This window comes from Mesorhizobium sp. M1396, from assembly GCF_040317725.1.
In the GTDB taxonomy this organism is placed as follows: domain Bacteria; phylum Pseudomonadota; class Alphaproteobacteria; order Rhizobiales; family Rhizobiaceae; genus Mesorhizobium.
Map to the genome: position 1 here is coordinate 51094 of NZ_JAMYLA010000015.1, position 26174 is coordinate 77267.

At 63.9% G+C, this 26174-nt stretch carries 27 protein-coding genes and 1 tRNA gene; 17 read left to right on the forward strand and 11 right to left on the reverse strand.

Features of this window, described 5'->3' with window-relative positions:
• Positions 1 to 163 precede the first annotated feature (163 nt).
• Together NKH02_RS12215 and NKH02_RS12220 are read right to left on the reverse strand one after the other, a co-directional pair.
• Positions 164 to 682 carry a disulfide bond formation protein B gene (locus NKH02_RS12215; RefSeq protein WP_352867839.1) on the reverse strand — a complete coding sequence of 173 codons (519 nt, stop codon included), beginning with the start codon at positions 680 to 682 and terminating at the stop codon, positions 164 to 166.
• Between the two features lie 35 nt (positions 683 to 717).
• A complete protein-coding gene (locus NKH02_RS12220; protein WP_352867836.1) occupies positions 718 to 1305 on the reverse strand; it encodes a YqaA family protein in 588 nt (195 codons plus the stop codon).
• Between the two features lie 238 nt (positions 1306 to 1543).
• Here NKH02_RS12220 and NKH02_RS12225 point away from each other — a divergent pair.
• Positions 1544 to 1628 (forward strand) — tRNA-Leu (locus tag NKH02_RS12225).
• A gap of 42 nt (positions 1629 to 1670) precedes the next feature.
• On the opposite strand, the gene NKH02_RS12230 is transcribed toward NKH02_RS12225, so the two are convergent.
• Entirely contained in the window at positions 1671 to 2951 is a 1281-nt protein-coding gene (locus NKH02_RS12230) for a GNAT family N-acetyltransferase (protein WP_352879005.1), read from the reverse strand.
• The gene (locus NKH02_RS12235; RefSeq protein ID WP_352879008.1) at positions 2951 to 4351 is read right to left on the reverse strand and encodes a lipopolysaccharide biosynthesis protein; all 1401 of its coding nucleotides are present in this window, start codon (positions 4349 to 4351) and stop codon (positions 2951 to 2953) included. The genes NKH02_RS12230 and NKH02_RS12235 overlap by 1 nt, the downstream gene beginning before the upstream one ends.
• A 105-nt stretch (positions 4352 to 4456) precedes the next feature.
• On the opposite strand from NKH02_RS12235, the gene NKH02_RS12240 reads away from it, so the two are divergent.
• Complete coding sequence (locus tag NKH02_RS12240) at positions 4457 to 4732, forward strand: DUF6471 domain-containing protein (protein ID WP_352867829.1); 276 nt, start codon at positions 4457 to 4459, stop codon at positions 4730 to 4732.
• A gap of 23 nt (positions 4733 to 4755) precedes the next feature.
• Here NKH02_RS12240 and NKH02_RS12245 read toward each other — a convergent pair whose 3' ends face one another.
• Complete coding sequence (locus tag NKH02_RS12245; protein ID WP_352867826.1) at positions 4756 to 5178, reverse strand: hypothetical protein; 423 nt, start codon at positions 5176 to 5178, stop codon at positions 4756 to 4758.
• A 94-nt stretch (positions 5179 to 5272) separates the two neighbouring features.
• Between NKH02_RS12245 and NKH02_RS12250 the strand changes: the two genes are divergently transcribed.
• Entirely contained in the window at positions 5273 to 5527 is a 255-nt protein-coding gene (locus NKH02_RS12250) for a hypothetical protein (RefSeq protein ID WP_352867824.1), read from the forward strand.
• Between the two features lie 366 nt (positions 5528 to 5893).
• Here the strand turns inward: NKH02_RS12250 and secA are convergent, their stop codons facing one another.
• Positions 5894 to 8626 (reverse strand): preprotein translocase subunit SecA, encoded by a 2733-nt coding sequence (gene secA, locus NKH02_RS12255; RefSeq protein WP_352879011.1) that lies wholly within the window; start codon positions 8624 to 8626, stop codon positions 5894 to 5896.
• Between the two features lie 248 nt (positions 8627 to 8874).
• Here secA and NKH02_RS12260 point away from each other — a divergent pair, with 248 nt between their 5' ends.
• Entirely contained in the window at positions 8875 to 9792 is a 918-nt protein-coding gene (locus NKH02_RS12260; protein WP_352879014.1) for a peptidylprolyl isomerase, read from the forward strand.
• Positions 9793 to 9873: 81 nt separating this feature from the next.
• Here the strand turns inward: NKH02_RS12260 and NKH02_RS12265 are convergent, their stop codons facing one another.
• Positions 9874 to 10473, reverse strand: coding sequence for a TetR/AcrR family transcriptional regulator (locus tag NKH02_RS12265; RefSeq protein WP_352867818.1), 600 nt, complete (start codon positions 10471 to 10473; stop codon positions 9874 to 9876).
• Positions 10474 to 10971: 498 nt separating this feature from the next.
• Between NKH02_RS12265 and argJ the strand changes: the two genes are divergently transcribed.
• The 5 genes from argJ to NKH02_RS12290 all read left to right on the forward strand — a co-directional run bounded on the left by argJ (position 10972) and on the right by NKH02_RS12290 (position 14152).
• Positions 10972 to 12213 carry a bifunctional glutamate N-acetyltransferase/amino-acid acetyltransferase ArgJ gene (gene argJ, locus NKH02_RS12270; RefSeq protein WP_352879017.1) on the forward strand — a complete coding sequence of 414 codons (1242 nt, stop codon included), beginning with the start codon at positions 10972 to 10974 and terminating at the stop codon, positions 12211 to 12213.
• Positions 12214 to 12242: 29 nt separating this feature from the next.
• Positions 12243 to 12995: a GNAT family N-acetyltransferase gene (locus NKH02_RS12275; protein ID WP_352867813.1), complete on the forward strand. Its 753-nt coding sequence runs from the start codon at positions 12243 to 12245 to the stop codon at positions 12993 to 12995.
• Positions 12996 to 13003: 8 nt separating this feature from the next.
• The gene (locus NKH02_RS12280; RefSeq protein ID WP_352879019.1) at positions 13004 to 13426 is read left to right on the forward strand and encodes a (deoxy)nucleoside triphosphate pyrophosphohydrolase; all 423 of its coding nucleotides are present in this window, start codon (positions 13004 to 13006) and stop codon (positions 13424 to 13426) included.
• Positions 13427 to 13548: 122 nt separating this feature from the next.
• Complete coding sequence (locus NKH02_RS12285; protein ID WP_352879021.1) at positions 13549 to 13863, forward strand: hypothetical protein; 315 nt, start codon at positions 13549 to 13551, stop codon at positions 13861 to 13863.
• A 109-nt stretch (positions 13864 to 13972) separates the two neighbouring features.
• Positions 13973 to 14152 (forward strand): Flp family type IVb pilin, encoded by a 180-nt coding sequence (locus NKH02_RS12290; RefSeq protein ID WP_352867806.1) that lies wholly within the window; start codon positions 13973 to 13975, stop codon positions 14150 to 14152.
• An 89-nt stretch (positions 14153 to 14241) separates the two neighbouring features.
• On the opposite strand, the gene NKH02_RS12295 is transcribed toward NKH02_RS12290, so the two are convergent.
• Positions 14242 to 15114, reverse strand: coding sequence for a methyltransferase domain-containing protein (locus tag NKH02_RS12295; protein WP_352879024.1), 873 nt, complete (start codon positions 15112 to 15114; stop codon positions 14242 to 14244).
• Between the two features lie 64 nt (positions 15115 to 15178).
• Between NKH02_RS12295 and NKH02_RS12300 the strand changes: the two genes are divergently transcribed.
• Genes NKH02_RS12300 through NKH02_RS12315 form a run of 4 tightly spaced genes read left to right on the forward strand, consistent with a single transcriptional unit; the run spans position 15179 to position 17576 of the window.
• Complete coding sequence (locus NKH02_RS12300; RefSeq protein WP_352879027.1) at positions 15179 to 15979, forward strand: ComF family protein; 801 nt, start codon at positions 15179 to 15181, stop codon at positions 15977 to 15979.
• 27 nt (positions 15980 to 16006) lie between these two features.
• Positions 16007 to 16276: a glutaredoxin 3 gene (gene grxC, locus NKH02_RS12305; RefSeq protein ID WP_352879029.1), complete on the forward strand. Its 270-nt coding sequence runs from the start codon at positions 16007 to 16009 to the stop codon at positions 16274 to 16276.
• Positions 16277 to 16287: 11 nt separating this feature from the next.
• Positions 16288 to 17154: a carbon-nitrogen hydrolase family protein gene (locus tag NKH02_RS12310; protein WP_352879032.1), complete on the forward strand. Its 867-nt coding sequence runs from the start codon at positions 16288 to 16290 to the stop codon at positions 17152 to 17154.
• Positions 17151 to 17576, forward strand: coding sequence for a DUF1178 family protein (locus tag NKH02_RS12315; protein ID WP_352867796.1), 426 nt, complete (start codon positions 17151 to 17153; stop codon positions 17574 to 17576). The genes NKH02_RS12310 and NKH02_RS12315 overlap by 4 nt, the downstream gene beginning before the upstream one ends.
• Positions 17577 to 17580: 4 nt before the next feature.
• On the opposite strand, the gene NKH02_RS12320 is transcribed toward NKH02_RS12315, so the two are convergent.
• The gene (locus NKH02_RS12320; protein ID WP_352867960.1) at positions 17581 to 18066 is read right to left on the reverse strand and encodes a MarR family winged helix-turn-helix transcriptional regulator; all 486 of its coding nucleotides are present in this window, start codon (positions 18064 to 18066) and stop codon (positions 17581 to 17583) included.
• A 97-nt stretch (positions 18067 to 18163) separates the two neighbouring features.
• On the opposite strand from NKH02_RS12320, the gene NKH02_RS12325 reads away from it, so the two are divergent.
• Complete coding sequence (locus tag NKH02_RS12325; RefSeq protein WP_352879035.1) at positions 18164 to 19078, forward strand: DMT family transporter; 915 nt, start codon at positions 18164 to 18166, stop codon at positions 19076 to 19078.
• A 115-nt stretch (positions 19079 to 19193) separates the two neighbouring features.
• On the opposite strand, the gene ubiG is transcribed toward NKH02_RS12325, so the two are convergent.
• A complete protein-coding gene (gene ubiG / locus NKH02_RS12330; RefSeq protein ID WP_352867791.1) occupies positions 19194 to 19943 on the reverse strand; it encodes a bifunctional 2-polyprenyl-6-hydroxyphenol methylase/3-demethylubiquinol 3-O-methyltransferase UbiG in 750 nt (249 codons plus the stop codon).
• 256 nt (positions 19944 to 20199) lie between these two features.
• Here ubiG and NKH02_RS12335 point away from each other — a divergent pair, with 256 nt between their 5' ends.
• Positions 20200 to 20436: a putative glycolipid-binding domain-containing protein gene (locus tag NKH02_RS12335; protein WP_352867788.1), complete on the forward strand. Its 237-nt coding sequence runs from the start codon at positions 20200 to 20202 to the stop codon at positions 20434 to 20436.
• Between the two features lie 27 nt (positions 20437 to 20463).
• On the opposite strand, the gene NKH02_RS12340 is transcribed toward NKH02_RS12335, so the two are convergent.
• Complete coding sequence (locus tag NKH02_RS12340) at positions 20464 to 22305, reverse strand: CHASE3 domain-containing protein (RefSeq protein WP_352879038.1); 1842 nt, start codon at positions 22303 to 22305, stop codon at positions 20464 to 20466.
• Between the two features lie 259 nt (positions 22306 to 22564).
• Between NKH02_RS12340 and NKH02_RS12345 the strand changes: the two genes are divergently transcribed.
• Together NKH02_RS12345 and ptsP are read left to right on the forward strand one after the other, a co-directional pair.
• Complete coding sequence (locus NKH02_RS12345) at positions 22565 to 23818, forward strand: aspartate kinase (protein WP_352867783.1); 1254 nt, start codon at positions 22565 to 22567, stop codon at positions 23816 to 23818.
• An 83-nt stretch (positions 23819 to 23901) separates the two neighbouring features.
• Positions 23902 to 26172, forward strand: coding sequence for a phosphoenolpyruvate--protein phosphotransferase (ptsP, locus tag NKH02_RS12350; protein ID WP_352867781.1), 2271 nt, complete (start codon positions 23902 to 23904; stop codon positions 26170 to 26172).
• Positions 26173 to 26174 lie beyond the last annotated feature (2 nt).

Sequence of the window (26174 nt, forward strand, 5' to 3'; positions counted from 1 at the left end):
GCACCCTCGGCCTCGCAACGTTGGTGATTGGCGAAATCGGTGATGACAGCGTCTTTCTCCCCGTCGCCATACCGGGAGAAATGCCCGGCAGGGCAAAGGGGCGGCGGCAACACCTCAAGTCCAGCCGCAGGCCGGGCGGCGCGAGTTTCTGTCTCGCGCTGGCTCAGTCGCGCGCGAAAGCGCCGCGGAAGGCGACGGCGGCGAGGATCAGGCTGGCGATGGCGTTCCAGCCGGCCAGCGACAGGCCAAGGATGCGCAGTGCGGCCTTGTCGCAGGATGGCGGCACGAATTTGTCGAGCGCGTCGAGCACACCCTTGCCGCCGGTGTCGACCGGCCCGGCACCCGCGGTGCAATCGGTCGGGCCGGCCCACCACTGCCATTCGACGCCGGAGTGATAGACGCCGAGATAGAGGCCGTAGAGCATCAGCAGGCCGCCGACAGCCAGCAGGCCACGCGTCAGCCAAGCCGGTGCGTGCAGCATCGATGCAATCGCCGCCAGCACCATCAGCGGCACGCCGATGTAGTAGGGTGTGCGCTGCTCCAGGCAGAGGTGGCAGGGGATGTAGCCGCCGAGATACTGGAAGCCGAGCGCCGAGCCGACGGTGGCGGCCATGGCGACGGCGAGGAACAGGGCCGTGCGCGTCCGCTGGCGTGCGGGATCGGCATTCATCGTCGCGGTCATTTCAATCGGCTCCGTCCGGCTCGCGATGGCTGTCTTCAGAGGGCGTATTTGACTGTTATATAGAGCAAAATCAGGGCAGCCGCCGCGCCACCGGCGATCAGGCCGAGACGCTTTTCGATGAACTCGCGGATCGGCTCGCCATAGCGGCGCAAAAGCCAGGCGAGCAGCAGGAAGCGGCCGCCGCGCGCCACGATCGCCAGCACGATGAACAGCAGCAAATTGACGCCGATGACGCCGGACAAGATCGTCACCACCTTGATCGGCGGCAAGTGGGCGGCGCCCGAAGTGACCAGCATCAGGATGATGAAGCCGACACCCGCGCCCGCGCGCAGCGTCTCGAACTCGTCGTACTTGCCATAGAATTCGAGGATCGGCCGCGCCACTGCGTCATAGGCGTAATGGCCGATAAACCAGCCGGCGATGCCGCCCAGCACCGAGGCGACGGTGGCGATCAGCGCATAGCGGTAGGCGCGATCCGGCCGCGACAGCGCCATCGGCAGATAGAGCACGTCGGCCGGCACCAGGAACACCGAGCTTTCGACGAAGGCGATGAAGGCCAGCCACCATTCGGCGGATTTGCGGGCCGCCAGCGACAAGGTCCAGTCGTAAAGTCCGCGAAGCATCGCCACTCCTAGCATGTCGCCCCAAAGGTGCGCGGCGATCTTTCCGAACATGCCGCGCTTTGACGCGCCGCCTGTCTAGAAAGATTTTCCGCACTGCACAATGGCAGCGCCGTCACGAAATCGAAAGGCGCAGTTTGGTCGCATCCGGCATGCCGGAGAATTCATGCCGGAGAATTGGCCAGTTGACGAACAGGCCCCCAACCGTATAGTCCCGCGCCATCCAGGCCGCCCGGCCTGAGCCCCTATGGCGGAATTGGTAGACGCGCTCGACTCAAAATCGAGTTCCGCAAGGAGTGCTGGTTCGATCCCGGCTAGGGGCACCAAACTTTTCTCCCGGCAGCCAATCCGTGTTTTGGGACAGGCTCCTACCGCCGTCCCAGCAGGCTCTTCATGCGGTTGCGCAGCAGGCGGGCCATGTTGCGGGTTTCGCGGTAGAGGTGCAGTTGCGAGGCGGCCTGGCGGGTCAGGCGGTCGGCGTCCGGCGTCAGGCCGATCACCAGCGTGCCCATCGGCTTGCGCTCGGCCCACAGCCGGCTCATCACCGGGTGGTCGGGCACGGCGCAGGAATCGGTCATCATGATGTTGGGATCGTCGAGATGCTGCCTGGTCACCTCGATCATCAGCAGCGTGCCGGGCGAATAGGCGGCAAGCGTCTCGTCATAGGCCGTCTTCCAGGTGTAGGCGATGCCGGTTTCGACGAAGACGATCAGGCAGGCGATGGTGCGGCCGTCGAGCGTCAGCGAATGGATGCGGCACATGTCCTGCTCGGCCAGCCGGTGCACGGCCTCGCGGGCGAAGGCGGCGCGGTAGCGGTCGATCGCCATGGCGGTGCGTTCGCGGCCTTTCCAGCCGGCCGCTTCCAGCGTCAGGAAGCTTTCGATGGCGTGGCGGATGTCCTCAGGCCCGCGCGCCACGACATGCTCAAGCCTGCCGAGGTCGCCAAGCCGCCGCTTCAGGCGGCGGAACTCGCGGTAATGGTGCGAACGCAGCGAAGCCTTCAGATACTCGTCGCCATCGGCTTCGCTCTCCAGCGCCGGGCGCTGGGTCTGGCCGGTGGTGACCAGCATCAGGCCGCGCGTCTCGGCCACGGTGGCAAGCAGGCTCGCCACCGGGCCATCGAGCCGGATATCGGGCAGGACGAACACTTTCGGCAGCTTGAGGTGAGGGCGCGACAGCATCGAGAAGAAGTCCTCGACGACGCCGACCGGGTCGTCGCGGTCGACCAGCGGCGTGCCGAGCGGCCCGAACGGGCTCGACCATGTGCGCATGACCGGCACGCCGAGCGGCATGGCCGGCCGTTCCACCGAGAACGGCACCAGAAGGCGCAGCCGGTTGCGGTATTCGTCGCCGTCGCGGATGACCGCCAGCCGCACCTCGCGATCCTCCAGCCGGGGCATGGCCGGCGCCAGGAAGCGCGGATTGAAGAAGACGTTGGGCTCGATCGCGCGGGCGCAGAGGTAATCCAGCTCCTCGACCAGGTCGAAGCCGGCCGATGCCGGGTAGATGGCGAGTTTGCGCTCGGGCCGGTTGTTGGCGAAGATCTCGATATGGGCGGGGTCGGGGTCGCGGGCCAGCCCGGCAAGGCCGGACACCATGGCGCCGGCGGTGCCGCCGCTGGTTTCCTCAAGCAACGGGATGGCCGCCATCACGCGGCTCCTTTCGCGGGCACGAAGATGAGCATGACGATGCCGAGCTTGCGCCACACCGTGAAGGACAGCGCGCCGGCTTCGAAGATCATGGCAAAGGCGGTGGCCATGGCCGCGCCCCATAGGCCGAACATCGGAATCAGCACCACGTTGAGGGCGATGTTGAAGGCCAGCGTCATGGCATAGACGGCGGCGCAGATGTTCTGGTTGCCGCTCATCGTCAGCAGGCTTTCGCAGGGGCCGACGGCGGCGCGGGCCACGACGCCGAAGACGAGCAGGAACAGCAAGGGATAGCCGCTGCTGAACTCAGGGCCGAACAGCACCAGCATCGGCTCGCCGAGCGCCAGCACCAGCAGCGCCATCAACAGCGATGGCCAGAACGTCCACGACACCGTCTCGCGGGCAAAGGTGGCGAGCCTTTGGGGGTCGCCATGGGTGAACTGCGCATAGCGCTGGGCAACGCCGGCCTTGACGGCGAAATAGACGAAATGCACCAACGCCAGCGTCTTCACCGTGGCGAAATAGACGGCGACGTCGTTGGGATCCATATAGGCGCCGACCATCAGCACGTCGGCATTGGTGAGCAGGAAGAAGAAGCTCTCGACCAGGAAGATCGGCAGCGAGACGACGAACCATTGCGCGAAATGCACCTTCATCGGCCCGGCCGGGATCTGCCGTTCCATGCGCTGGGTGACACCGATCAGCTGACCAAGCGTGGTGGCGTAGGTGGCGGCGATCGAGGCGAAGATCGCCGTCCTGGCGTCAGGAGCGTAGCCGGCCAGCAGCATCAGCGCCATGAACAGCAGGATCAGGATAGGTCGCACCAGATAGGTCGGCGACAGGGCAAACAGCGCCCAGCTGTTGGCGCGTGCCAGTCCCGACAGAAGGTCGGACATGGCGATCATCGGCAGGCAGATGACGCCGAGGATGAACGGGATCACATAGTAGCTTTCGATCCAGGGTGCCGCCAGCCAGACGCCGAGCGCACCGAGCCCGGCGATGAGCGTGGAGGCGAGCAGCACGAACAGACGGCTGGCCAGCACGATGCCGCGCAGTTCGTCCATCAGGCCGCGCTCGCGGTATTCGGGAATGAAGCGGATGACCGAGGTGTGGAAGCCGAGGCAGGCGAGGTTGCCGACGATGACCATCGTCACCCAGACGAGGACGAAGATGCCGTATTCGAACGAGCCCATCCAGCGCGCCATCAGCACCTGGCTGATGAAGGCGATGACGGCGCTGACGATGCGGATGGAGAAGGCGATGACCGACATGCGGCCGGCCTCGCCGCGCTCGTCGGCGGTGAACAGCACGGCATCGATGCGGCCAAGCAGCGGCCCCATGCGCAGCGCCCAACGCTGCGGCAAGAACCGCCCGGCAGTCGTGGCCGCGGAAAAGCGCACCCCGATTTCTCTCCGTTTTCCGCTTCTTTTTCGAGGTTGGGTGTAGCGAAAACACATTAAGAAACGGTTGGGTGAGCTTCTCCTTCGCCCCGTCCCTATACGGGGGTGAGGCGTGGTCCGCGCAGCGGACGAAAAGCCAATTGCTTGGCTTTTCGAACGGCGAACGCCCGGAGCGATAGCGAAGGGCTAGGTGCCGGCAGGCGGTGCGGCTTTCGGCGGAAGGGCGTCACCTATTCGCAGCTCGTTGAAAAGCTGAATGCGATGGGCGTTGACGAGAAAGAGGTAAACGTGCGCAATAAGCTCTCTAGGGGCAAATTCACGGCGGCGTTTTTACTTCAATGTCTCAGCGCGATAGGATCGCAGACACTGCACTTGGCCTAGCCATAGGCCTCGGGATTGCCCTTTTAGTTCTTGTCTGGGCGGTTCCGGGGTTTCGTGATCCAGCCGATAGCAAAAACGGACAGCAGCACAACGAGCAGAAAGCCGACGGGGACGAAAAGCCAGTCCAGCCGCCCAGCTTCTGGAAAACCTACACTACGCCGTCTGATACGTACGCACAGTGGATCGCAGCGTTCTCCGCTCTCTTCAGCGTATGCGTTAGCACTTGGGCTGTGTGGCTGGTCAGAAACACGCTGGTTGTCAATCAACGAGCGACCGCCGCCGCCGAAGATGCCGTTGCCACCACTCGCGAAATGGGCGAACTGGAGACCCGTGCGTATCTTGCCGTCACCGGCGGAACGGCTGTTTATTACGGCAGCAGCGATCCCCAGGTTTTCATAAGGGTGCGAAATGCCGGGAACTCGCCGGCCTTCGACGTCACTGCCCATTTCCAAAATTCCAAAGATCATACAGCCGGATAGCGAGGGCGACTATTTGCTTAGCGCTTTTGGGAAAACTGACGAACGAGGCCTCGGATTCAATTTGGACGGACTTCTGGAATATCAAACCGTTTTCGATATGAAAACGGGAAACACTGATATGGAATCGACGTTCCTGTTCTTGTTCGGGCCGAGCAGGGCAAAGATCGCAAAAGCAATCCAAGACGGCAAGCGATTGCGGCTTCCTATGCAACTCATGCCGCAGTTCAGTTCCGGCTGGATTGTTGATTACCGCCGCGCAATGCGGTCCGCCCGCGAGAAAGAGCGCCGCGAAAAGCAGGCAGCCAAGCGGACCTAGCCGCGACAAGGCAAAAGAAGCTCGGGCAGGGGGGCGGTCTATGCGGCTAGCGATCCCCGCGCCACCTCTGGTCCGTTTGCTACATTAGACCGGAGATTTGCGCTGCGGCCATCGCCCGTTCGCAACAGCCTATCCACACCGAATGAGGAAAGCCGCGCAGTTGAGGTTCGAGTTCGAGGCTGAGATGGTGCGGCTGAAAGCAGCGTAGGCGCGGCGGGACAGCACCCCCCTCTGGCCTGCCGGCCATCTCCCCCTCAGGTGGGGAGATTGGCTTGGCTAGTCGCAAACGCTTGCGCCGCCCCTCATCCGCCCTTCGGGCACCTTCTCCCCGTATAGTGACGGGGAGAAGGGAAAGAGGCGCCGCGCTTACGCGAAAGCGCCGTGGCAATGCTTGTATTTCTTCCCCGACCCACACGGGCAGGCTTCATTGCGGCCGACCTTGCCCCAGGTGGCAGGATTGTTGGGGTCGCGGTCTTCGGGGGCGACGATGGCGGTTGTCTCCGGGCGGACCAGGAGGGCGGTCTCGCCGCCTTCGAAGTCGTTCTCGCCGGTGGTGCCGTCGATGTGGGTGCCGAACATGTCGGGGGCTTCCGGAGGCGGTGCTTCGGCGGCCTGGCGGACCAGTTCGACGCGCATCAGCTGTGCGGTGACGGCCTGCCGCAGATTGCCCAGCATCGCCTGGAACAGCTCGAACGCCTCGCTCTTGTACTCCTGCAGCGGATCGCGCTGGGCGTAGCCGCGGAAGCCGACGACCGAACGCAGATGGTCGAGATTGACGATGTGCTCGCGCCACAGATGGTCGAGCGTCTGCAGCACCACCGAACGTTCGACATAGCTCATCACCTCCGGGCCGAAGCGCTCGGCGCGCTCCCTGGCGGCGGCGTCGGCGGCCTGCGTGATGCGCTCGCGGATGTCGTCCTCGGCGATGCCCTCTTCCTTGGCCCACTCGTCGATCGGCAGGTCGAGATTGAGGAACTCGGCGACCTCGGACTTCAAGCCGGCGACATCCCACTGCTCGGCATAGGCGTTTTCGGGAATGGCCTTGGCGACGATCTCGTCGATGACGCCCTCGCGCATCTCGCCGATGGTTTCAGAGAGGCCTTCACCATCCATCAGCTCGATGCGCTGCTCGAACACCACCTTGCGCTGGTCGTTGGAGACGTCGTCGTATTTCAAAAGGTTCTTGCGGATGTCGAAGTTGCGCGCCTCGACCTTCTTCTGCGCCTTTTCCAGCGCCTTGTTGATCCAGGGATGGATGATGGCCTCGTCTTCCTTGAGGCCGAGCTTCTGCAGCATGCCGTCCATGCGCTCGGAGCCGAAGATGCGCATCAGATCATCTTGCAGCGACAGGAAGAATTTCGAGCGGCCGGGGTCGCCCTGACGACCGGAGCGGCCGCGCAGCTGATTGTCGATGCGGCGCGATTCGTGGCGTTCGGTGGCGAGCACGTAGAGGCCGCCGGCGGCGAGCGCCTTTTCCTTCAGGCGCTCGACGTCGTCACGGATGGCCTTTTCCATGGCCGCGCGCTCGGGGCCTTCCGGCATGTCGCCCAGCTCGTCGGCGATGCGCATGTCGGCGTTACCGCCGAGCTGGATGTCGGTGCCGCGACCAGCCATGTTGGTGGCGATGGTGATGGCGCCGGGCTTGCCGGCCTGGGCGACGATCGCCGCCTCGCGCTCGTGGTGGCGGGCGTTCAGCACCTCGAAGTCCTTGAAGCCTTCCTTGCGCAGGCGTTCGGCCAGCTGCTCGGATTTTTCAATGGAGGTGGTGCCGACCAGCGTCGGCTGACCCTTGGCGCTGGCTTCGCGGATCTCCCTGACGATCGCCTTGTATTTCTCCTCGACCGTCCGGTAGACCTCGTCGTCCTCGTCAATGCGGATGACCGGCAGGTTGGTCGGGATCTCGGTGACGTCGAGATTGTAGATGTTGCCGAATTCCTCGGCTTCGGTCAGCGCCGTGCCGGTCATGCCGGAAAGCTTCTTGTAGAGGCGGAAATAGTTCTGGAAGGTGACGGAGGCGAGCGTCTGGTTCTCCGGCTGGATCGCCACATGCTCCTTGGCTTCGAGCGCCTGGTGCAGGCCTTCCGAATAGCGGCGGCCCGGCATCATGCGGCCGGTGAACTCGTCGATGATGACGATTTCGCCGTTGCGGACGATGTAGTCCTTGTCCTTCTGGAACAGCCGGTGCGCCTTCAGCGCGTTGTTGACATGGTGGACGATGGCGACGTTCTCGACGTCGTAGAGCGACTCGCCCTTGAGCAGGTCGGCGTCGCGCAAAAGGTTTTCGAGCTTCTCGGTGCCTTCCTCGGTGAAGATCGAGGTCTTCTGCTTCTCGTCGATCTCATAATCCTGCGGCTGCAGCTGGATGATGAAGGTGTCGATGGTGTTGTACATTTCCGAACGGTCCTCGAGCGGACCGGAAATGATCAGCGGCGTGCGCGCCTCGTCGACCAGGATGGAATCGACCTCGTCGACGATCGCGTAATTGTGACCGCGCTGCACCATCTGGGCGCGCTCGTATTTCATGTTGTCGCGCAGATAGTCGAAGCCGAGCTCGTTGTTGGTCGCGTAAGTGACGTCGGCGGCGTAAGCGGCGCTGCGCTCCTCGTCGGACAGGCCGTGCACGATGACGCCGACCGAGAGGCCGAGGAATTTGTAGACGCGGCCCATCCATTCGGAGTCGCGGGTGGCAAGATAGTCGTTGACGGTGACGACGTGGACGCCCTTGCCGGCGAGCGCGTTGAGGTAGACCGGCAGCGTCGCGACCAGGGTCTTGCCCTCGCCGGTGCGCATCTCGGCAATGCCGCCATTGTGCAGCACCATGCCGCCGATCAGCTGGACATCGAAGGGGCGCATGCCGAGCACGCGGCGCGCTGCCTCGCGGGCAGTAGCAAAGGCGGGCACCAAAAGGTCATCGAGCGTGGCGCCGTTGGCGATGTCCTGGCGGAATTTCGCGGTGCGGCCGACCAACTCCTCGTCGGAGAGCGCCTGCATCTCGTTTTCCATGGCGTTGATCGCCTCGACACGAGGCCGGGTCGATTTGACCCGACGGTCGTTGGAGGAACCGAAAACCTTACGGGCGAGACCGCCGAGACTGACCATCCAATGGTCCTTTCGATAGAATTCTCAATCTTGAGATAGGCGCCGGCCGGCCCCATCAATTCCACGTGAACGTGGACAAACACAAAAAGCGCCCGGAAAACGGTTCTGGACGCAAAGTCGTTGGACAGATAAGAGGGGGCTCAACTGATGTCAACGCCGCGCTGGCCCTGCCGGGCGCGCCAAATTCCGCCACGATCTGGCTGATCTGGAAGCCACCCCCTCCTTACAATCCCCACCGGAGTCACCTTATGTCCTTGTTGTTCCGCCGCGCGTCGCTCGCCAGCCTTGGTCTGGCCTTCGGCCTGTCGGCCCTTTCGCTGTCGCCGCTTATGGCGCAGCAAACCGCTCCCGCTCCGGCGGATGCAACAGCACCGGCCGCGGCACCGGTCGATCCGAATACGGTGATCGCCACGGTCAACGGCCAGCCCCTGACCGAGGCCGACCTGGTACTTGCCGAAGGTGAATTGTCACAGCAATTCTCGCAGCTGCCGCCCGAGCAGCGCCGCGCCGCCGCCCTTTCGGCCGCCATCGAAATCCGCGTCATGGCCGCCCAGGCCGTCGCGTCAGGGCTCGACAAGGATCCCGACTTCCAGCGCCGCATGGCCTTCCTGCAGCAGCGCGCGCTGCATGGCGAGATGGTCGAGAAGGGCGTTGTCGACAAGGTCACCGACGCCGAGGTTCGCGCCCGCTACGACCAGGAGATCGCCAACACGCCGCCCACCAACGAGGTGCACGCCCGTCACATCCTCGTGAAGACGAAGGAAGAGGCCGAGGCCATCATCAAGCAGCTCGACGGCGGCGCCGATTTCCAGAAGCTCGCCAACGAGCACACCAGCGATCCCTCGGGCAAGACCAGTGGCGGCGATCTCGGCTGGTTCGGACCTGGCCAGATGGTGCCGGAGTTCGACAAGGCGGCCTTTGCGCTCGAGGTCGGCAAGTACACCGAGCAGCCGGTGCAGTCGCAGTTCGGCTGGCATGTCATCAAGCTCGAGGACAAGCGCACCAAGCAGCCGCCGGCCTTCGACGACGTCAAGGACCAGGCCAAGCAGGCGGTCATCCGCGACAAGTATTTCGCGCTGGTCAAGTCGCTGCGCGCCGGCGCCAAGGTCGAGATCCCCGACGCGAAACTGAAGAAGGCGGTCGATACGCTGGAAAGCGCCAAGTAAGCCTGAAAGAATTCTTTGCAAAGGGGCGCGGCAGCCAAGGGTTGCCGCGCCCCTTTTTCGTTGGCCAGCATCGGTCGCCTTTTACCTTCCGGGCGCCGCTATGCCTCGCATCACGTAACCGACTGCCTTGCGTATCGTCGCTTCGTCCTCGTCGAGCCGGTTGGTCAACAGATGCCTCCAGGCGAAGGAGGCGATCAGGTCGGCAACAACAGCCGAATCGATGTCGGCCGGGATTTCGCCTCTTGCCTTTGCGCGTTCGATGATCTGGCCGGTATGGGACCGTCGGCCCAGCGCATAGTCGGCAAGGGCCGCCGCCGCCGTATCATCCGACTGTGCCTCGGCGATCAGCGACCTGAACACGCTGCCCGACGACGTCTCGCGCCAGTGCGAGAACAGGTTCTTCAGGAAGCCGACGAGATCCTCCTCCAGTCGCCCGGTATCGGGAACGTCGACGCGTTTCTGGCGCTGGTAGACTTCGAGCAGCAATGCCGCCTTGCTCGGCCACCAGCGATAGATGGTGGGTTTGCCGGCACGCGCCCGCCGCGCCACCGCCTCGATCGAGAAACCGGCATAGCCGGCCTCGACCAGCACGGCCTCGGCGGCTTCGAGAATGGCATCGGCGCTGTCGGGGTTGCGCCGCGCACCGATCGATCTGCGCGCCGGATCGGCGTCCTCGGTCATTTCTGTCATCCTCGCCAACAAGTTTGCTGGCAGTATAAGCGAGGCCCCGGTGAAACGAAACGGACCGTTTTCAAGCTTCTGGAGGGCGGTGATGGTCGCGCCGGGCAACGAGTCCGCGATAATCAATTCCTTTGGAGCCTTTATCAGCGTGTTGGTTGGCGAAGCCCCCAACGCAAAAACCCGCCTGTGCGGCGGGTCACTGGCGCAATCAGCACCATGGTCGAACATGTAGCATAGCTGCCCTCACGGGTCAAGGAAGAAATTCCTATCGGCATGAATGGGGAGAACTCGCCGATACTGCGTTCGAGTTCACGCTTGCCGAGGTCATTGCCCTCGATGACCTCATAACGCTATAGCTCGCGGCGACGCCAACAGATTTGAAATGCAGGTTTAATCCCGAGTTGGCCCGTCCTGCAAAGCGAAGACAACGCCCTTGCGCCCGCGCGGCGTATCGGGCAAACCGGCCTTCCCTTGCGATTTTTGCCGCCCGAGGTCTGCATGTCCACGACGATTTCGCCGCTTGCGCCGAAGAAGTACCCCAAAATGCCGGCCATCGAGGGGGTGCGCATCGCCACCGCCGAGGCGGGGATAAAGTACAAAAACCGCACCGATCTGCTGACCATGGTCTTCGACGAAGGCACCGCGGTCGCCGGCGTATTCACGAAATCGAAATGCCCCTCGGCGCCGGTCGATTTCTGCCGGCAGAATCTCGGGTCCGGCAAGGCGCGGGTGCTGGTCGTCAATTCCGGCAACGCCAACGCCTTTACCGGCAAGAAGGGCCGCGAGTCGACCGCACTGACGGGCGAGGCGGCGGCGAAGGCGGCGGGCTGCAAGGCAAGCGAGGTTTTCCTGGCGTCGACCGGCGTCATCGGCGAGCCGCTCGACACCAGCAAGTTCAGCCATCTGCTGGCCGGTCTGGTCAGCAACGGCAAGCCTGACCTGTGGACCGAAGCGGCAAAGGCGATCATGACCACGGACACCTATCCGAAAGTGGCGACAGCGACCGTCAAGCTCGGCGACACCGACGTCACCATCAACGGCATCTCCAAGGGCGCCGGCATGATCGCGCCCGACATGGCAACGATGCTCTCCTTCATCGCCACCGACGCGCCGATCGCGGCACCCGTCCTGCAGGATCTGTTGTCGCGCGGCACGGCCAAGACCTTCAACGCGGTCACCGTCGACAGCGACACCTCGACCAGCGACACGCTGCTGATCTTCGCCACGGGCAAGGCCGCCAAGCGCGGCGCGCCTGAGATAACCGACCCTAAGGATGCCCGCCTTGGCGCGTTCCGCCGGGCGCTCGGCAAGGTGCTGAAATCGCTGGCGCTGCAAGTGGTGCGCGACGGCGAGGGTGCCCGCAAGCAGGTCGAGGTCACCGTCACCGGCGCCAAATCGGCGCGCTCGGCCAAGCGTATCGCGCTGTCGATCGCCAATTCGCCGCTGGTCAAGACGGCGGTCGCCGGCGAGGACGCCAATTGGGGCCGCGTCGTCATGGCCGTCGGCAAGGCCGGCGAGCCCGCCGATCGCGACCGGCTGTCGATCTGGTTCGGCGACAACAGGCTGGCGCATGAAGGCGAGCGCGATCCTTCCTATTCCGAGCAGGCGACGTCGGCCTATATGAAGCGCGACGATATCCGCATCCGCGCCGATATCGGCATCGGCCGCGGCAAGGCGACGGTGTGGACCTGCGATCTCACCAAGGAATATGTCGCCATCAATGGCGATTATCGGAGCTGATGGTTTTGGGCTCCAGGCATCCGGCAAGCATGCTCGCGATCGTGCGCCGCTACGAGGCGGCCGGCTTTCGCGCCTGGCCGGCAGCCGCCGTCCACTATGACGGCACCTGGGTGGTGCGGCTGACCGCCGGCCATCCGGCCAAGCGGCTGAACTCGGTCAATCCGCTCGATCCCGGTGACATCCAGCACATTGCCGACCGTATCGGCCGGGCCAGCCGCCGTTTCGATGCCTATGGCAGGCCGCTGACGTTCCGCATGTCGCCGCTGTCGGGTCCCGATCTCGCCAGCCATCTCGACAAGGAAGGCTGGAGCCGGTTCGACGAGTCGCTGGTGATGCGGCTGCCGCTGGCCGATGCGCAACTCGACGCCGCCATGGACCAGATTCCGCTGAAGGACATCAGCCGCTTTATCGGCGCCTCGCTCAAGGTCAGCGGTTCGGATGTTTCGCTGCGGCCTGGGCTGTCGGAGATCATCGGTGCCATCCAGCCCGAGGCCGGATTGTTCGCGCTCGAAGATGGAACCGAGCCGCTGGCAACGCTTATCTGCGTGCATGACGGCGATCTGGCCGGCCTGTTCGAGATCGCCACCGACAAGTCGGCGCGCAACAAGGGCCACGGCCGCAACCTGATCCTGTCGGCACTGAAATGGGCGCGGCTGCGTGGCGCGCGGGAAGCCTGGCTGCAGGTCGAGGCCGGCAATGTGCCGGCGCTGGCGCTCTACCATTCGCTCGGCTTCGACGAAGTCTATCGCTACCACTACCGCCGGCCGCCCGGGCATGAGTGAAGTTGGGCATGATTGATGTGACGATCGCCGGCAAGCGCCTGCTTCTGGTCGCCGCCTGCGCGCTGGTCGATGCCGACGGCCGGGTGTTGCTGGCGCAGCGGCCCGAGGGCAAGCAGCTTGCAGGGCTGTGGGAATTTCCCGGCGGCAAGGTCGAGCCCGGCGAGACGCCCGAACAATGCATCATTCGCGAACTGCACGAGGAAATCGGCGTCGAAACCGACATTCCGTGCCTGGCGCCGCTCACCTTCGCCAGCCACTCCTATGACGACTTCCATCTGCTGATGCCGCTGTTCATCTGCCGGCGCTTTCGCGGCATCGCCCACCCGAGGGAAGGGCAGGCGCTGAAATGGGTGCGGCCAAAGCAGATGCGCGACTACCCGATGCCGCCGGCCGATGCGCCGCTGATCCCGTTCCTCATCGATCTTCTCTGAGGGCGCTCCCGTCCGATTGCCGATGTCGTATCAGCCAGCGTTAATGGAAGATTTATCTCATCGTGAAAAATTGATGCATGGCCGTTCGCGGCCGCGCCGCCGATACGCTGGGGAGCGATAGCATGAGCCTAGACAGGGATTGGGACTCGATCCGGCCCGAGCGTGGCTTTCGCGCCGCCGACGCGGGCATGGGGATATTACGCATCACGCTGCTGTTCGGTTCGGCCGCTGTGGCGCTGGCGCTGATCGCAACCTCTTTCCTCGACAACCAGACACGCCCGCTGTCTGCTCGCGACGGTCTTGCCGGGCTCGACATGACGGCCACCGGCTCGGTGAGCCATCGCGAAACCTATACGCTGCGCCGCAGTGTGCTGCAGCCGCAGCCCGGTTCGGTCTGCATCATCAGGTCCAATGGCAGAAGCAGCGGCGACTGCTGACATGGTTAATAGTTTTCGCAAAGGCGGCGGTTTCACCGCCTGTTAAGCCTTTGCCGTTAACCTTTCTTAACAGGTCGGCGGTAAGGTCCGGACGAGAGGGGTTCAGGCCATGAAAGCAGTGCTGCTGCGTTTTCTGAAAGACGAGACGGGCGCCACGGCCGTCGAATATGGCGTGATCATCGCCGTGCTGTCATTGGCCATCGTCGGCGGTATCGGTCAGGTCCGCGACGGGATCATCTGGCTGTTCAGCGACAACAGCAGCAGGCTTGCGAACGCTTTCACACCTTGATCCGGACTAATTCAAAGAGATAGAGCATGATGTCGTCCGAAAACCGCTTCACACTTTTCGGCATCATGCTCTAGCGCCCGCGGGCAGGATCATTGCCCGTCTGGCGCCTCCAGGATTGCCTTCAGCGAAACCTTGGCCGAACCCGGCTTCAGCGGTTTTTGCTGCGATGCGTCGGGCGCCCAGCCGGACATCCAGACAATCGAGAAACTTGCCCTCACGCGGCCATCGGGGTCGGAAAACCGCTCTGCGTAGATTTCCGCCGCACGGGCAAACAGCTTGCGCGAGCCCGGCCGCCGGCTGCGATCGGTGAGCGCATTGGTCTCGCCCATGGCCCGCAGGTCCGCCATCAGGTTAAACAGGCTGGCATAGCGCACCGTCACCGTCTCGACATCGGCGACCGGCAGAGCGAGACCGGCGCGCTGCAGAAGCGCACCGGCCTCGCGCACGTCGGTGAACGGGATGACACGCGGGCTGGCGCCGCCATAAAGCTCGGTCTCCGCCGCAAGCAGGCTTTCGCGCAACTCGAAAAGCGTGCCGGAGCCGGCAAAGGCGCCGAGGAAAAGCCCGTCCGGCCGCAACGCTCGGCGGATCTGGATCAGCATGCCGGGAACGTCGTTCATCGCCTGCAGCGACAGAAGCGAGACCGCCAGATCGAGGCTCTCCGGCTCGAACGGCACGGTTTCGAGCGGTGCGATCAAGCCGGCGCCGCCGTTCAGGAAAGCCGTGTCCGTCTCGACGCGAACAATGTCGGCGACCTTGCCGCTCTCGGCGAGTATTTCGGCTGCCGCCGACGTCTGGCAAAACAGCACAGCCGCCTTGCCGAACCGGCGCTCGACGGCACCCAGCCGGTCGGCAAGATCCTCGGCGGTGCGGCGCATGAGGAAGTCCGCGCCGTCGGCCGGCTGGGCAAGCGCGCGCCGCTTGTGCACCAGCCACAGAGAGGTATCCATTATCGGTTGCAACGGGCGGATCCTTGTTTGTCCATGCTCTAAGATAGTGGATATAGTGACGCGCAGGACCAACCACGTGGCCGATCCGATGCCCAAGATCAAGTCCATCGAGATCCGCAGTCTCGCCCGATCGGCTCTCGGCTGGCCGGCTCGCATCCTATTTCCGCCGGTGTGCGCCGGCTGCCGGCGGCATGTCTCGCAGCCCGGCGTGCTCTGCGGCGCCTGCTGGCCGAAGCTCAGGCTGCTGGAACGGCCATGGTGCCCGGTGATGGGCACGCCGTTCACCCACCATATGGGCGAAGGCTTTCTGTCCGCCGAGGCCATTGCCGATCCGCCGCCTTTCGAGCGGGCGCGGGCGGCGGTCGCTTATTCCGGCGTCGCCCGCCAGATGGTGCAGGGGCTGAAATACCAGGATCGCACCGATCTCGCGCCATGGATGGCGCGCTGGATGGTGCGCGCCGGTGCCGATCTCATCGCGCAGGCGGATGTGGTGGTGCCGGTGCCTCTGCACTGGCGGCGCTTTTTCAGGCGACGGTTCAATCAGTCGGCGGAACTGGCAAGGGCGGTCTCGGCGCTCAGCGAATTGCCCTTCGCGCCCTCGGCGGTGCGGCGCGTAAAACTCACCCGCCAGCAGGTCGGGCTGGAGCGGGCTGAGCGCGAGGAGAATGTGCGGGCCGCCTTTCGCGTGCCCGCCGAGGCGGAAATCGAGATCGCCGGCCGCCGAGTGCTTTTGATCGACGATGTCTACACCACCGGCGCCACCGTGCGTTCCGCCACCAAGGCGCTGAAAAGAGGAGGTGCGGCCGCCGTCGACGTGCTGACCTTCGCGCGCGTGTTGCCGGGGGACTTCCGGGCGGACGAGTCCACGACTATATAAGTCGGCAACGAACAGCGGAATTTCGTCATGACCGATGTCACCATCTATACCCGCATGATGTGCGGCTATTGCACGGCAGCCAAGCGGCTGCTCGAACGCAAAGGCGTCGCCTTCACCGAACACGATGCCTCCTTCTCGCCGGAGCTGCGCCAGGAGATGATCTCCCGCGCCCACGGCCGCTCGACCTTTCCGCAGATTTTCGTCGGCGATACGCATGTCGGCGGTTGCGACGACCTCCACGAGTTGGAAGCCGAAGGCCGGCTGGACAAACTGCTCGCCAACGGCGCGACGAATTGAGGAAGATTGAGATGGGTGTTTTCAAGGCGGCTGCAATCCAGATGCGTTCAGGCGAAAGCCCCGAGCGCAACGCGGTCGATCTCGAACGGCTGGTACGTGAAGCGGCAAGCCAAGGCGCCATCTATATCCAGACGCCGGAAATGACCGGCGCGCTGATCCGCGACAGGCAAGCGCGAGCCGCGTCCTTCACGTCCGAGGACAAAGATGTCGTCGTCGCGACCGCGCGCAAGCTGGCCAAGGAGTTCGGCGTCTTCCTGCATATCGGCTCGACCGCCATCCTGCGCGCCGATGGCAAGCTCGCCAACCGGGCGCTGCTGTTCGGCCCGGATGGCGCCACGCTCGCCACCTACGACAAGATCCATATGTTCGACGTCGATCTCGACAATGGCGAGAGCTGGCGCGAATCCGCCGCCTACGAGCCGGGCACCGAGGCCGTCGTCACCGAGATCGACGGCGCGAAACTGGGTTTCGCGGTCTGCTACGATTTGCGCTTTCCGCAATTGTTCCGCGCCGAGGCACTGGCTGGCGCCGACCTGCTTTCCGTGCCTGCCGCCTTCACCCGCCAGACGGGCGAGGCGCACTGGCATGTGCTGCTCAGGGCGCGCGCCATCGAGAACGGCGCCTATGTCGTTGCCGCCGCGCAAGGCGGCCTGCATGAAGACGGCCGCGAGACCTACGGTCATTCGCTGATCGTCGATCCGTGGGGCCGTATCATCGCGGAAGCCGCGCATGACGAGCCGGCGGTGATCGTCGCGGAGATCGACCCGGCGCAGTCGCTTGCCGCGCGCAAGAAGATCCCCAATTTGAAAAATGCGCGGGATTTTGCTGTCAATGCCGGCCTGGGCGAGGCGCCGCGTCTCAGGGGAGCGGCCTCTTGATCCGTTTTGCCCTGATCTGCGAGCATGAGCACGAATTCGAAGGCTGGTTTCGCAGCAACGACGATTTCGACACCCAGAAGAAGCGCGGCTTTGTCGATTGCCCGACCTGCGGCTCGCACAAGGTGCGGAAAGCGCTGATGGCGCCGGCCGTCTCCACGGCGCGCAAGCAGGAAACGATCGCGCTCGCCATGGGCGAGGCGCAGAAGCAGGCTTTGGCGCAGCTGAAGGCGATGGCCGAGAAGGTGCGCGAGAATGCCGACTATGTCGGTGACAAATTCGCCGAGGAAGCCCGAAAAATCCATTTCGGCGAAAGCGACGCGCGCGGCATCTATGGCGAGGCGACGCTGGACGAGGCCAAGAGCCTGGCCGAGGACGGCGTCGAGTTCATGCCGATTCCGGTGTTCCCGGATGATCGAAATTGACCGGCTAGCTCACGCTGCCGATCAATTTCTCAAGCAGCCGAGAGAGCGTTTCCTTTTCTGCATGTGTCAGGCTCGCTAGAATCTCGTGCTCGTTGGCAACGTGGGCGGTAACTGCCTCGTCGATCAAAGCGAGACCCTTTTCGGTCAACCGCACGACAATGCCGCGCCGATCGTTGGGATGTGGTCCGCGCAGGATCAATCCGGACGTTTCGAGCCGGTCGAGCCGGTTGGTCATGGCGCCGGACGTCACCATCGTCGCTTCATAGAGGGCGGTCGGCGTCAGCGCGTAAGGTGATCCCGAGCGGCGCAGCGTCGCCAGCACATCGAATTCCCCGGACTGCAGTCCGTAACGGGCAAACAACGGCGCCAGCCGCTCGCGGGCGATCAGCGAGGAGGCCTCGTTCAGCCGCCCGAGCACGGCCATCGGCGAGACGTCCAGATCGGGCCGCTCCCGCTTCCATTGCTCGATCGCTCTTGCCGCCCTGTCCAACAGTCTCACCATCATATATCTTGACGTTAAGAATCTTTCCATTATCTTACCGCAAGATGCAATGCTGGCCAAGGGCCGCTCGCGACAGGGTTCGATTATGAAATTTCTTTGGGATTCGGCGCTCGGCCTGCTGGTCGTCACCGGCGGCCTGCTCGGCCTGACGCTGCCCTTCGGCAAGCTCGCCACGGCGGCCGGCGTGCCGGCCATGGTCTGGGCTTTCGTTATCTCACTTGGCGCCGGCGGCGTGCTGTTGTGCTCCTTGCTGCTGCGCGGCCAGCGTGTCCAACTCACCGCGCACAAATTGCGCTATTTCTTCGTCACCGCGACGGTCTCCTATGCCGTGCCCAATCTCCTGATGTTCTCGGCCATCCCGCATCTTGGCGCCGGCTACACCGGCATCATGTTCACGCTGTCGCCGGTCATCACGCTGGTGTTCTCGATCCTGCTGCGTGTCCGGCGCCCGAACGTGCTGGGCATTGTCGGCATTGCCGTCGGCTTTGTCGGCGCCATCATGGTGGCGGTGACGCGCGGCGAGGCCGGCGAGCCGGCCGATTTGTTCTGGGTGGTGATGGGGCTGCTGATTCCGGTCAGCCTTGCCGCCGGCAACATCTACCGCACGGTCGACTGGCCTGAAGGCACCGGCCCCATCGAGCTTGCCGTCGGCAGCCATCTGGCATCGGCGGCGATACTGCTTGTCGGAATTCTTGCTCTGTTCGGCGTCGAGGCCTTCGCTCCCCTGAGCGGCGTGCCGATGGTGGTCGTCGCGCAGGCTGCGTCGGCGTCGGCGATGTTCGCCTTCTTCTTCCGGCTGCAGGCGGTCGGCGGTCCGGTCTACCTCAGCCAGATCGGCTACGTGGCGGCGGCCGTCGGCTTGTTTGCCGGCACGATCTTTCTGGGCGAGCACTATCAGCTGCTGACCTGGGCGGGCGCAGTCATCATCACCGCCGGCGTTTTCATCACCACCAGTGCACAAAATCAGATCAGCACGAAGGCGCAAAGCCAGGCGGCGTGAGCGCCTTCGCGCCTCAGCCGGCGCCGGTTTCGTTCTCTTCGCCACCGGTGTCGGCCGAGCCGCCCAAGGTGATCTACTGGCGCGGCGGCTATCGGCCGCTCGATTCTGAATAGGGTCAGACCGAACTTTTTTCCGCCAGCACCATGTAGTTGACGTCCATGTCCTTCGAGCGCGCCCAACGGTCGGCGAGCGGATTGTAGGTGACTCCGGTGCGGTCGATGACGGTGAGGCCAGCCCTGCCAAGTGCCTTCTCAAGCTCTTCCGGGCGCACCAGCTTGCCGAACTGGTGGGTGCCGCGCGGCAGCCAGCGCAGCACGTATTCGGCGCCGATGATAGCCAGACCGAGCGCCTTCAGCGTGCGGTTGATGGTGGCCACGAACATGATGCCGCCCGGCCGGACCATCTCGCCGCATTTGGCGACGAACAGATCGATGTCGGCGACATGCTCGACCACTTCCATGTTGAGGATGACGTCGAATTTCTCACCGGCGTCGGCAAGGTCCTCGGCCGTCGTGGCGCGGTAGTCGACGCTGACATTGCCCTCGGCCGCGTGCAGCTTCGCCACTTCGATGTTTGTTTCGGAGGCATCCGCGCCCACCACCTCGGCGCCAAGACGCGCCATCGGCTCGCATAACAGGCCGCCGCCGCAGCCGATGTCGAGGATGCGCAGGCCCTCGAATGGTCTTGCCGCGCGCGGATCGCGGCCAAAGCGCGTCGCTATCTGGTCGCGGATATAGGACAGCCGGACCGGATTGAATTTGTGCAGCGGACGGAACTTGCCGTTCGGGTTCCACCATTCGGCGGCAAGAGCGGAAAAGCGTTCCACTTCTCCGGCATCGATCGTCGATCGTCGGGGCTCTGGCATCGGTTGGTCTCCTCGACACTATAGCGCCGCGCGTCCTTTTGGATGCGCAAAGGACGCTGTAGCACTTTAGATTCTGCGCATGATCCTTTTCGAAATCGACTCCGATTTCGGGTCATGCGCTAGGAAGTCGGGCGTGACACCGCGAATGTCAAGGCAGCATTTTTCGATGCGGCCAAAGCAACAGGTTCAGTCAGGACATGTCACCTGTCGGGAACCTCATCGAAACACAATTGGCCCGCCGGGCGCATCGAAGCTGTTGGCGATCCGCCGGTTCGACCTCGGCATCGGCGAGGCGACGCCCGCCCCGGCCGCCTACCTGACCTTCCCCGAGATCAAGCTGGTGCGCCTCGAACAGAGTTACCGCCGTCTCGATGAGGCTCGCTACGCCTATGCCGCGCCCATGTTCGGCTATGACAAGGTCCTCGAGGTTTCGCCGCGCGGGTTCGTAGTCGATTATCCCGGCCTGTGGACAAGCTCGGCTGCGTCAGGCTGAAGCGACCAGGATCATTTCCGATACGGCCTAATTCGTGTCCAGCACGTCGCGCAGTTTCGCCGCCAACTGTTCGATGGTGAAGGGCTTGGCCAGGAAGTGCACGTCATGGTCGAGCACACCATTGTGGACCACGGCGTTCCTGGTGAAGCCGGTGGTGAAGATGACCTTGAGCCGCGGCATGCGCGCGACCGCTTCTTCCGCCAGCTTGCGGCCGTTCATGACCGGCATGACGATATCGGTGAACAGAAGTGCGATGCCGGGGTTTTCCGCCAGCTTCTGCAACGCCTCCTGGCCACTTGCGGCATGGATGACGGTGTAGCCGAGTTCGCGCAAGGCATCCGTGGTGGAGGCGCGCACGCGGGCATCGTCCTCGACGACAAGGATCGTTTCGGTGATCGGAGCCGCAGGGTTCTCGCCGCGCCCGCTCGGCATGACAGGCTCCTCCGGGTCGAAGAATCGCGGCAAGTAGATCTTGACCGTCGTGCCTTCGCCGGGTTCGGAATAGATCTTGACGTGGCCACCCGACTGTTTGACGAAACCGAACACCTGGCTCAGTCCCAGGCCGGTTCCCTTGTTGACCGGTTTGGTGGTGAAAAAGGGCTCGAAAGCCTTGGCTATGATTTCGGGGGCCATGCCCGAACCGGTGTCGCTGACGGCGATCATCACATACTGGCCCGCCTCGACATCGGCATGGGTGGCGGCGTAGCTGTCGTCGAGATGGCTGTTGGCGGTCTCGATGGTCAGCCTGCCGCCATCGCCCATGGCGTCACGCGCGTTGACGGCGAGGTTGAGAATGGCGTTCTCGATCTGACTCGGGTCGGCATGGATCTTCCATAAGCCGCCCGCCAGCACGGTTTCGATGCGGATGGTTTCGCCGAGCGCCCGCCGGATCAGGTCCGACATTCCGGTCAGCAGACGGTTGGCGTCGACGATCTGCGGCGCCAGCGGCTGCTGGCGCGAGAAGGCGAGAAGCCGGGCCGTCAGATTGGCGGCACGGTTTGCCGCGTCGACCGCCGCTTCGATGAATTTTTCGATGTCGTGTTCGCCGCGCGCGAGCTTGCGCTGGGCGAGGTTCATGGCACTGATGATCACAGCCAGCATGTTGTTGAAATCGTGGGCGATTCCGCCCGTCAGCTGGCCGACCGCTTCCATCTTCTGCATCTGGCGTATCTGGGATTCGGCCTTTTCGCGTGTCTGGATCTCATGGCCGAGCGCGATGTTCTTACGCATCAGTTCTTCCTGGGCGAGGACCACCTCGCGGAAGCGGCGGCGCGATTGCCTGATCGTGTAGGCGCCAAGCAGGAAGATCGCCAGCAGCGCCGCCAATGAAACGATGCGCAGCCAGGCTTCGACCTGGTCGGTACGGCTGTCGCGCGCGGCGACGGCGGCGGCGCCGATGCGTCGGATCGTATCCATGCTGGTCCGGATTTCGTTCATGACGGCCTTGCCCTGGCCGCTGCGGACCAGATCCAGCGCCTTCGTCGCATTGCCCTGGTCGTACAGCGCAATCGTCTCGGCCAGTTCAGCCTGCTTTTGCGAAAGCGCGTCCTTGATATGGTTGATCTGCTGGACGACCTGGTCGTCCGGGGCCGTCATGCTGTCGATGCGTGCAAGTTGCCCCGGAATTGCGCCGACAGCCCGCCGATAGGGTTCGAGATAGGATTTCTCGCCGGTCAGCAGATAGCCGCGCTGGCCGCCCTCCGCGTCTTGCGCCAGCGAAAGCAGGCCGGAAAGCAATTCCTGATACTCGCTTGCCTCTCGCGCGGCGGCGCGATTGGCCCTTTGGCCCTCGACCAGCATGGCGCGGCTGCCGACGATCAGCGCCAACACCGCGAAGCCAGTGAAGAGCGGGAGCGATTGCCATCGCATGGCGCGTCGAAGACGAGCAATCATTTGCCAGACCGAGCCAACAGGAATTCCCCCAAAGGGCAGTATTTCGTAAGCGGCGCGGCGGCGGAACGCAATATGCCAACCTTCTTGAAGCCGGCAATCCGCCGCCAGCCTTGCGAAACCTTCGTCATTTGGCTAAGGAGGCGCGCATTCAGCGGCCGGCGTCAGCCGGTCTTCCGCTTTTCGGGATTCCGCTTTTGGGCTGGGGTCCGGTTTCAGTCAAAGGCATTTCGCTTCCATGGCGCGCATCGTGATGAAATTCGGCGGAACCTCCGTCGCAGACATCGCCCGCATCCGCAATGTGGCGCGTCACGTCAAACGCGAGGTCGACGCCGGCCATCAGGTGGCGGTGGTCGTCTCGGCGATGGCCGGCAAGACCAATGAACTGGTCGGCTGGACGCGCGAGGCCTCGCCGATGCACGACGCACGCGAATATGACGCGGTCGTCGCGTCCGGCGAACAGGTCACGGCCGGCCTTCTGGCAATCACCTTGCAGAACATGGGCGTGCATGCACGCTCCTGGCAGGGCTGGCAGATCCCGATCAAGACCGACAATGCGCATGGCGCGGCGCGCATCCTCGATATCGACGGCGCGTTCCTGATCAAGCGCTTCGGCGAGGGCCAGGTGGCGGTGATCGCCGGATTCCAGGGCATTGGCCCGGACAATCGCATCGCCACGCTAGGCCGCGGCGGCTCCGATACCAGCGCGGTTGCCATCGCGGCGGCGGTCAAGGCCGATCGCTGCGACATCTACACCGACGTCGACGGGGTCTACACCACCGATCCGCGCATCGAGCCCAAGGCGCGGCGTCTGGCCAAGATATCGTTCGAGGAAATGCTTGAAATGGCCTCGCTCGGTGCCAAGGTTCTGCAGGTGCGTTCGGTCGAGCTTGCCATGGTGCACAGGGTGCGTACCTTCGTGCGGTCGTCCTTCGACGATCCCGACGCGCCCGGAATGGGGGATTTGCTCAATCCGCCCGGAACGCTCATTTGCGACGAGGAAGAGATCGTGGAACAGCAGGTCGTCACCGGAATTGCCTATGCCAAGGACGAAGCGCAGATTTCGCTGCGCCGGGTCGGCGACCGGCCGGGCGTTGCCGCCGGCATCTTCGGACCGCTGGCCGAGGCCAACATCAATGTCGATATGATCGTCCAGAACATATCCGAGGACGGAAAGTCTACCGACATGACATTCACCGTGCCGTCGGGCGATGTCGACAAGGCGCTGGCCGTGCTTGAGCGGCTGAAAGCCGAGATCGGCTACGATGTCGTGCAGTCGGAGGCGGGCATGTCGAAGGTTTCGGTTATCGGCATCGGCATGAGGAGCCATGCCGGCGTCGCCGCCACCGCTTTCAAGGCGCTGGCAGACAAGTCGATCAACATCCGTGCCATCACGACTTCGGAGATCAAGATTTCGATCCTGATCGACGGTCCGTACACCGAACTTGCGGTTCGTACTTTGCATTCCGTCTACGGTCTGGATAAGCAGTAGCGAGAACGATTTGAGTTGTTGCGTGTGCGCCGGTCGCGGTGGAAACTGCGTCGGGCAGAATGCCCATTGGAGAACAAGCCGCGATGCGTGATCAGGCCAGTGGCCCGCGCGTTTTGCTGAAACGGCTCCGCGAGCTCATGCAAGAGCCGCTGGAGCCGCAGGAGCGGCTTGACCGGATCGTGCGCGACATCGCCTCCAATATGGTCGCCGAAGTCTGCTCGCTCTATGTGCTGCGCTCCGATTCGGTGCTCGAACTCTACGCCACCGAGGGTTTGAACCCGAACGCCGTCCATCTGGCGCAGTTGCGATTGGGGCAAGGCCTGGTCGGCACGATCGCGGCCAGTGCGCGGCCGCTCAACCTTTCCAATGCGCAGGAACACCCGGCATTTGCCTACCTGCCGGAGACCGGGGAAGAGATCTACAACTCCTTCCTCGGCGTGCCGGTGCTGCGGGCAGGGCGCACGCTGGGCGTGCTGGTGGTGCAGAACAAGACCATGCGCCATTACCGCGACGACGAGGTCGAGGCGCTGGAAACGACGGCGATGGTGATCGCCGAGATGATCGCCACCGGCGATCTGGCGCGGCTGACCAGGCCAGGCCTCGAACTTGATCTGCGCCGCCCGGTCAGCTTCACTGGCCTGTCCTTCAATGAAGGCGTCGGGCTTGGCCATGTCGTGCTGCACGAGCCGCGCATCGTCGTCACCAATTTGTTCAACGAGGACAGCGAGGAAGAGGTCCGCCGGCTCGAAACCTCGCTCGGCTCGCTAAGGCTCTCCATCGACGACATGCTGGAACGCCGCGACGTCGCCTTCGAGGGAGAGCATCGCCAGGTTCTGGAAGCCTATCGCATGTTCGCCAACGATCGCGGCTGGGTGCGCCGGCTGGAGGAGGCGATCCGCAACGGCCTGACCGCCGAGGCTGCCGTGGAAAAGGTGCAGAGCGACATGCGCGCCCGCATGCTGCACATGACCGATCCGTATCTGCGCGAACGGATGAGTGATTTCGACGACCTCGCCAACCGGCTGCTGCGCCAGTTGATGGGGCGTGGTCCGGAGGATGTCGCCGCATCGCTGCCGAAGGACGCCATCATCGTCGCCCGCTCCATGGGAGCCGCCGAACTGCTCGACTATCCCAGGGACAAGATGCGCGGGCTGGTGCTCGAGGACGGTGCCGCGACCAGCCACGTCGTCATCGTCGCGCGCGCCATGGGCATCCCTGTCGCCGGCCAGATGAAGGGCGCCGTTTCCATGGCGGAAAACGGCGACGCCATTATCGTCGATGGCGAAGAGGGCGTGATCCATTTGCGGCCGCAGGCCGATCTCGAAGCCGCCTATGCCGAAAAGGTGCGGTTCCGGGCGCGCCGGCAAGAGGTCTATCGCGAGCTGCGCAAGAAGCCGTCGACGACCAGGGACGGTGTCCAGGTCGATCTTTTGATGAATGCCGGCCTTGCCGTCGACCTGCCGCAGCTCGTCGAATCGGGTGCGGCCGGCATCGGCCTGTTTCGCACCGAGCTGCAGTTCATGGTCGCCTCGACATTTCCCCGGGCCGAGGCCCAGGAAAAACTCTACCGCGACGTGCTGGAGGCGGCGCGCGGCAAGCCTGTCACCTTCCGCACCATCGATATTGGCGGCGACAAGGTGCTGCCCTACTTCAAGGGCTCCATCCAGGAAGAGAATCCGGCGCTTGGCTGGCGGGCGATCCGCCTGACGCTTGACCGGCCGGGGCTGCTGCGCACCCAGATCCGCGCCTTGCTCAAAGCCAGCGGCGGGCGTGAGCTCAAGCTGATGCTGCCGATGGTGACCGAGCTTGGCGAGATCGCCCAGGCACGCGAGATCATCGACCGCGAAGTGCGGCATTTGTCACGCTTTGCCCATCATTTGCCGACCAGCCTGAAGCTGGGGGCGATGCTGGAAGTGCCGTCGCTCTTGTTCCAGCTCGACGAATTGATGAAAGCGGTCGATTTCGTCTCGGTCGGTTCGAACGACCTGTTCCAGTTCGTCATGGCTGTCGACCGCGGCAACACGCAACTGGCGAACCGCTTCGACACGCTGTCGGCGCCGTTCCTGCGCGTCCTGAAGCAGATCGCCGATGCCGGTGTCCGCAACCACACGCCGGTAACCCTGTGCGGCGAACTCGCCGGAAAACCTATCTCGGCGATGGCGCTGATCGGCCTCGGCTTCCGCTCGATCTCGATGTCGCCGGCCTCGATCGGCCCGGTCAAGGCGATGCTGACGGAACTGCCGCTGGATGAGTTGGAGGCATTCTTCGACGACAATCTGATGGCGCCGGCACAGGGTTTGCCGATGCGGGCGCTGCTGCAGGCCTTTGCCGACGACCGTTCGATTCCATTGTAGCA